Source organism: Mesorhizobium sp. M0060 (assembly GCF_040323155.1).
Lineage (GTDB): Bacteria > Pseudomonadota > Alphaproteobacteria > Rhizobiales > Rhizobiaceae > Mesorhizobium.
In genome coordinates this window covers 1-5,733 of record NZ_JAMYUP010000120.1, presented here as the reverse complement: position 1 = coordinate 5,733, position 5,733 = coordinate 1, and the positions used below count along the sequence as shown (strand labels likewise).

5 protein-coding genes are annotated in these 5,733 nt (G+C 60.5%); 4 read left to right on the top strand and 1 reads right to left on the bottom strand.

Annotated features, from left to right (window positions below; translation table 11 throughout):
- Positions 1–2,567, top strand: a 2,567-nt coding sequence (locus tag NKJ94_RS36755) for a GAF domain-containing sensor histidine kinase (RefSeq protein ID WP_352532604.1), incomplete at its 5' end; no start/stop codon positions are given.
- Here NKJ94_RS36755 and NKJ94_RS36750 read toward each other — a convergent pair.
- Positions 2,530–2,922: a response regulator transcription factor gene (locus NKJ94_RS36750; protein ID WP_352532602.1), complete on the bottom strand. Its 393-nt coding sequence runs from the start codon at positions 2,920–2,922 to the stop codon at positions 2,530–2,532. The two genes, NKJ94_RS36755 and NKJ94_RS36750, sit on opposite strands and share 38 nt — an antisense overlap.
- Before the next feature lie 346 nt (positions 2,923–3,268).
- Between NKJ94_RS36750 and NKJ94_RS36745 the strand changes: the two genes are divergently transcribed.
- The 3 genes from NKJ94_RS36745 to NKJ94_RS36735 form a co-directional block, all read left to right on the top strand.
- Positions 3,269–3,904: a response regulator transcription factor gene (locus NKJ94_RS36745; protein WP_352532600.1), complete on the top strand. Its 636-nt coding sequence runs from the start codon at positions 3,269–3,271 to the stop codon at positions 3,902–3,904.
- Positions 3,905–4,142: 238 nt separating this feature from the next.
- Positions 4,143–4,697, top strand: a complete 555-nt coding sequence (locus tag NKJ94_RS36740) for a helix-turn-helix domain-containing protein (RefSeq protein ID WP_352532598.1) — start codon at positions 4,143–4,145, stop codon at positions 4,695–4,697.
- A partial coding sequence (locus NKJ94_RS36735) for a glucoamylase family protein (RefSeq protein WP_352532596.1) occupies positions 4,685–5,733 on the top strand: 1,049 nt, incomplete at its 3' end. The genes NKJ94_RS36740 and NKJ94_RS36735, both read left to right, overlap by 13 nt.

The window sequence follows — 5,733 nt, the reverse complement described above, 5'->3', positions numbered from 1 at the left end:
TCTGCCGCGTCTTCCTGCGACGCGCCTTCGACGCGGCGCAGAATGCCGGCGACCTTACTTATGCAGCATATAGCTGCATCGACGTGATCACGAATCGTTTCGCCTCTGGAGATCCGCTGGGTGAGGTCGAGCGAGAGGCCGAGAATGGGCTCGAATTCGCGCAGAAGGTGCGGTTCGGTCTGGCCGGCGACTGCATCACCGGGCAACTCAGGCTCGTCCGGATGCTCCGTGGTCTGACACCAGAGTTTACCTCCTTCAATGACGCGGAGTTCGACGAGGGCCGCTTCGAGCAACGTCTGGAGAACAATCCGGGGTTGGCCATTGGCGCTTGCTGGTACTGGATTCGCAAGCTGCAAGCGTGCGTCTATGCCGGCGACGGCACATCCGCTGTCGCGGCTGCATCGAAAGTTGCGCCGCTGCTTTGGACGGCGCCGACTCAATTCGAATTGGCTGAATACCATTTCTACGGGGCACTTGCTCGGGCGGCGCGTTGCGATACGACCTCAGCCGAGGAGCGGCAACAGCATCTGGAGGCGTTGGTAGCTCACGACAAGCAGATTGCGCTTTGGGCGAAGAACTGTTCGGAAACCTTCGCAAACCGCGCGGCACTGATAGGCGCAGAGATTGCACGCCTGGAAGGGCGCGAACTGGATGCGATGCGCCTCTACGAAGAGGCCATCAGGCTGGCTCGCGAGCACGGCTTCATCCAGAACGAGGGCTTGGCGCACGAGCTCGCCGCGCGGTTTTGCACGGCGCGCGGCTTGGAGACGATAGCTCACGCCTATCTGCGGAACGCAAGGTACTGCTATCTCCAATGGGGCGCGCTCGGCAAGGTCAAGCAACTCGAAGAACGCTACCCGCACTTGCAGGAGGAAAGGGTCCCGACCTCACGCGCCGCGACCATTGGCACGCCCGTCGCGCAAATGGACGTCGAGACGGCGATCAAGGCTTCGCAGGCCGTGTCTGGTGAGATTGTCCTCGAAAATTTGATTAAAACACTCATGGTGATCGCGGTTGAGCACGCGGGCGCTGAACGGGGCCTCCTGATCCTGCCGCGGGGTGATCAGTTATGGGTCGAGGCGGAGGCGATCACCGGTCGAGAGGATGTGACCGTGCGTCTGTTGAACGGCGCCCACACGACTGCCGGGCTGCCGGATTCGCTCGTTCGCTATGTAATGCGCACCCAGGAAACCGTAATTCTCGATGACGTATCATCGCAGAATCCATTTTCTGCCGATCTCTACATCGTTCAGCGTCCCTCCCGTTCCATTCTTTGTTTGCCATTGATCAACCAGGCCAAACTCATCGGTATTCTCTATCTTGAAAACAATCTGACGCGATACGTTTTCACTCCCGACCGCGTCACGGTCTTGAAGGTGATTGCGTCGCAAGCAGCAATCTCGCTCGTGAATTCGCGGCTTTATCGCGATCTCGAAGATCGCGAAGGGAAGATTCGGCGCCTGGTCGACTCCAACATCATCGGCGTCTTCGTCGGGGACTTCGATGGTCGGATTCTCGAGACCAACGACGCGTTTCTGCGGATCGTCGGATACGATCGCGAGGACCTCGCGGCGGGCCGCATCAACTGGAAGGATCTGACCCCCCCGGATTGGCGCGAGCGCGACGCACAATGGATCGAAGAGCACAAACGGACTGGAGTGCGGCTGCCGATCGAGCAGGAATACTTCCGGAAAGACGGCAGCCGCGTCCCCATTTTGCTGGGCTCGGCGACCTTCCAAGAGGGAGGAAACCAATCTGTCGCTTTCGTGCTCGATTTGACCGAGCGCAGGCGGGCGGAAGAGGCGCTCCGTGAATTGGAGTCAGATCTCGCCCACATGAGCCGCCTGAGCGTAATGGGGGAACTAACCGCCTCGCTGGCTCACGAAATCATGCACCCGATTGCCGCGTCGCGAAACAATGCCCTTGCGGCCCTCAATTTTCTAGGCAAGCAACCGCCAGACCTGGACGAAGTCAGGGACGCGCTTCACTCTATCGTGGGTGATGCCGATCGAGCCGGAGATATCGTCGACCGCATCCGTGATCACATCAAGAAAGCGCCTCCCCGAAAGTCCCGTTTCGATCTGAACGCGGCGATCAACGAGGTGCTTGTATTGACGCGAAGCGCATTCGCCAAGAATCGAGTCTCGGTCCAGACTCGCCTTACGGACGCACTGTTTCCCGTCGAGGGGGATCGTGTTCAACTGCAACAAGTCGTGCTGAACCTGATCCTAAACGCGGTCGAAGCCATGAGCACGGTCGAAGCGGGGCCACGGGAGTTGTCGATCAGCACCGAGCAAACGCAGGCCGGTGGCGTTCTCGTGTCCGTGCGCGATTCGGGACCGGGCATTGATCCGGACCATATCGAGCGCGTTTTCGACGCTTTCTACACGACGAAGTCCAGCGGAGTGGGGATGGGACTGTCAATCTCCCGGTCGATCATCAAGGCCCATGGGGGCCGGCTGTGGGCCGACATGAATGCATCACATGGTGCCGTACTTCGGTTCTCCTTGCCCGGCGCAGGCAAGGAACTCACGACTTCTCGTCGCTCGGCCGACCGGACTGGATAGCCTCACCGAGACACCGTATCAGATGCCGCTCATCAAACGGCTTACGAAGGTAACAAACGACCCCATCGTTCAATGCGCGGGCCTGGTCAAGGTCGTTGGGATAGGCCGTAACGAGGATCGTTGGAATCGCATAGCCCGCCTCGATGAGATGATCATAGAGCTCGAGTCCGGTCATCGCCGGCATATTGACGTCAGCGATCAGGCAGGCGGTTTCGGCGAGACGAGGCGATGCAAGGAAATCGCCTGCCGACGGGAAGGCCGCGACGTCGTAGCCAAGCGATCTCATGAGCCTCCTCATGGATTCGCGAAAGAACTGATCGTCCTCAACGACCGAGATCAACGACGCCACCGGCATATGTGCTCCGGAAGTGCGCACAAACTGCGACGCAGGCGCTCCGACAACGCCACCGTACCCGCCTGCGATGGGTCAGCCTGCGCCCAAGAGTGAGGCTGGAGCAATACCGGTGTTCGTAAACTTTGGCTTATGCCAGGACGCGAATTCCGCAGTTGCGCGGCAGGGAGGCCACCAAGCGGATGGTAGAGCGCATAAACTTTCGTTTACACCTGCGCGCGTCCTCCTATGGAGAATGAGACTGTTCACGCCCATCGGTCGGGACTAAACTTTCGGCAGAGGAGCCACGCGAACTTTGCAGACCGAGACAAAGGCTCATTTGACCGCCCTTTGATCGTGAGCAGCAGCGATGTCGGACGCGAACCCTACCATCCTGGTCATCGACGATGATCCAGCCCTGCGAGCCTCGATCGGGCGTCTGTTGCGATCGCTCGACCTGGAGGCTCGGCTTTTTGCGTCCATCTCCGAGTTTCTCGCGTCGGACCCGCCGAATGGTCCGACTTGCATGGTGCTCGACGTAAGATTGCCGGGACGAAGCGGCCTTGATCTTCAACGTCAGCTCGCCATGGCCAACCGTGAAATCCCGATCATCTTCATCACAGGCCATGGCGATATTGCCATGTCGGTGCAGGCGATGAAGGGCGGCGCCATTGAGTTCCTTACCAAACCGTTCCGCGACCAGGAGCTCCTCGACGCCATTCAGCTCGGCCTCTCTCGCGATAGTGCCAGGCGGGAGAATGAAGAGGCACTCGTCATTCTCAGGGAGCGCTTCGCGTCGCTGAGCCCCAGGGAGCGCGAGATCATAATTGAGGTCGCGCGCGGCCGCCTCAGCAAACAGATCGCCGGCGATATCGGTATCGCCGAAGCCACGGTGAAGGTGCACCGCAGCCGTCTGATGCGGAAGATGAAGGCCCATTCGCTTGTTGCACTCAGCCGAATGGCGGAAAAGCTGCAATTGGTACCCGAGGAGCCGGAGCACCGCTGAGCCGAAGCCGCACTGGCAGCGGTGGTTCCACCCGCATTCGATCTGCCGTCCTTCGCGTGTAATCCAAAGTTCAGCACAGTGAAACCATGACGCTACTCCGCGCCACCCGCGTGCAATAGATCGCGGCATTCCAAATCATCACACTGCAATCACCGCAGCGAGACCGTGGTTTGTCGCTCCTTGAGAGACGGCACACGAAGTTCGTCTCGGCTGGCACGGATGTTTGTGAGGTTTCGATATGGAAAGGCCATACAGCGAGGCTGCAGCGGTTTCGTCTCCAACCGATCTGGAGTTCGGTTCCCTGGCAAACAGCCTGAACCTACTTCTTGAGGCTGCCAAGAGCGAGCTCGAACATGATCAGGAGGCGGCAAGGACATCGCTGGCCATCGCCTCATCCATCCTTCAGTCGGAGATGGAGCGCCGTTCAGGCGCCAAGGATTCCAGAACGGGTGGATTGGCGGGTTGGCAGATAGCGCGTGTCCGATCCTTCATCGACCGGAACCTAGACCGGACCATTCACGCGAGTGACCTCAGTGCCGTCGCGCGGCGGAGCACGGCACACTTTTCGCGCTCGTTCAAACAAGCGTTCGGAGAACCGCCGCACGCCTATATCGTGAAGCGGCGGCTCGAGGAAGCCTGTCACCTGATGCTGACCAGTTCAGCTTCGCTGAGCCAAATCGCTCTGAGCGTCGGGTTTTCTGACCAGGCACATTTGAGCAAGCTTTTCAGGCAAGCCCTTGGCCAAAGCCCATCTAACTGGCGGCGCGAGCGCGAGACCCTGTGGCGCCGCTAACCTTCACGCGCGCGGCGCTCCGAGTGGAGAGCGATTTGCTGTCCCCCGATCAAGGGCCGAACTCGCACGGGCTCGGCCGCGGGGACGCGCACGTCCCTGCGGTCGCGATCGAAACGCTGCCCAGAATCTACGTCGGCCGCAAGCACGGCGCTCCTCGCTCGGACGCGTGTTCGGACGTGCTCCTCGACACCGTGCAGCGACAGACGCTCCGATATTTCTGGGATTTTGGCCATCCGACGAGCGGCCTCGCGCGAGAGCGCAGCAACGCGACACCCCATGTCGTCACGACCGGCGGGTCCGGCTTCGGCATCATGGCGATCCTTGCTGGCGTCGAGCGCGGGTGGATCGCGCGGCAAGCTGCCCTCGACCGCCTGATCACAATGGTGTGCTTTCTCGGCGAGGCCGAGCGCCACCACGGCGCCTTTCCTCACTGGATGGATGGCGATAGCGGCCGAACCATTCCGTTTAGTCAATACGATGACGGTGGCGACATCGTCGAGACGGCATATTTGATGGCGGGGCTGCTTTCGGCGCGGCAGTATTTCGGAGGTCCGAAAGCCAAGGAGCGCATCTTGCGCAGCCTCATCGATACGCTTTGGCGGGACGTCGAATGGGACTGGTTCACCCGCGGCTCTGACTCGCTCTTTTGGCATTGGAGCCCGGTGCACGGATGGGCGATGGACCACGCGATCAACGGCTGGAACGAATGCCTGATTGCATTCGTCCTCGCCGCCTCCGCCCCACACCACCCGATCGAGCCGAGTGTCTACCACTGCGGCTGGGCGACCGGCCAGGCCTTCGCTAACGGGCGAAGCTTCCATGGCATATCACTCCCCCTTGGACCCGATCATGGCGGCCCCCTCTTCTTCGCGCACTATTCATTCCTCGGACTCGACCCCAGGCGGCTTCGTGACCGCTACGCCGATTATTGGCGCCAGAACGTCGCCTTCACGCGCATCAACCAGGCGCATTGCATCCGCAATCCCGAGAAATTCGACGGCTATAGCGCTGAGTGTTGGGGTCTGACCGCGAGCGA